General features: G+C 66.9%; 1 protein-coding gene and 1 pseudogene. One reads left to right on the forward strand and one right to left on the reverse strand.

Annotated features, from left to right (window positions below):
* Window positions 1–575, reverse strand: a 575-nt coding sequence (locus ABZV94_RS42060; protein ID WP_356350460.1) for a GntR family transcriptional regulator, incomplete at its 3' end; no start/stop codon positions are given.
* 305 nt (window positions 576–880) lie between these two features.
* On the opposite strand from ABZV94_RS42060, the pseudogene ABZV94_RS42065 reads away from it, so the two are divergent.
* A pseudogene (locus tag ABZV94_RS42065) lies at window positions 881–1,048 on the forward strand (sugar transporter); the annotation flags it as partial.

Here is a 1,048-nt window from a genome sequence, read left to right on the forward strand (position 1 = left end):
TCGGCCTCGGCCAGCCGCACGTCGTACACCTCGGCCAGGGCCGTGTAGAGGGACGTGTACTTCACCAGTGAACGCCGCAGCGCGGGAAAGCGTTTGGCCGAGAGGTGGGTGGTCTCGATCGCCATCGGCTCACCGCTCGCCAGGCGCAGGCGCTCGATCCGCAGCACGCGCCCGCCCGCGGTGATGTCGAGCAGCCCGGCGAGGGTGTCGTCGGCCGTCACATAGCCGATGTCCAGTAGCTGGGACGTCGGTTCCAGCCCCTGGGCGCGCATGTCCTCGGTGTACGAGGTGAGCTGCAGGGCCTGCGAGACCTTCGGCTTCGCGACGAAGGTGCCCTTGCCCTGGATGCGCTCCAACCGGCCCTCGACGACCAGTTCCTGGAGTGCCTGGCGCACGGTGGTGCGCGAGGTGTCGAACTCGGCGGCCAGGGTGCGCTCCGGGGGCACAGGCGTGCCCGGCGGCATCGTGTCCGTCATGTCGAGCAGATGTCGCTTCAGCCGGTAGTACTTCGGGACGCGTGCGGTACGCGTGTTCGCGCCCGTCTCGTTCCCCGTACTGCCCCCGTCGGCACCCATGGCCCGCCTTCCCGACTGCTGCGTTGCTGCCGTCACCGGCTCCTCCGTCTGTCGCGGCTCACATGGTGGCACGGTCCGGTCACGGCTCGTCGCCCTCCCTCAGGTGTCGGTCCTATAACGGACGCGAGTGCACTTCTTATACACCCTTGACACCCCTAAAGGTCTAGGCCAAGCTCCCGGTACTGGTCTAAACCATTAAAGACCAGGTCCCAGCCCCACGGGCAGTACCCGTCGCATTCAATCGTGCGACGGAGGGCGTTCTCGGGTGGTGGGGGGAATTCTCTTGCATCCCTGAGGAGGGTGTCGTGAAGCGCGGACTCATCGCGGCCATTGGCGTCGTGGCTCTGTTGGCCGGTGCCACTGCCTGTGGCTCGGACGACAAGACCGACAGCAGCAGCAAGAAGACGGGCCCCGAAAGCTACAAGGGTCAGACGCTGACTGTCTGGGCCATGGACGGCTCGACGCCTCCCGGC

This window comes from Streptomyces sp. NPDC004658 (assembly GCF_040609555.1).
In the GTDB taxonomy this organism is placed as follows: Bacteria; Actinomycetota; Actinomycetes; order Streptomycetales; family Streptomycetaceae; genus Streptomyces.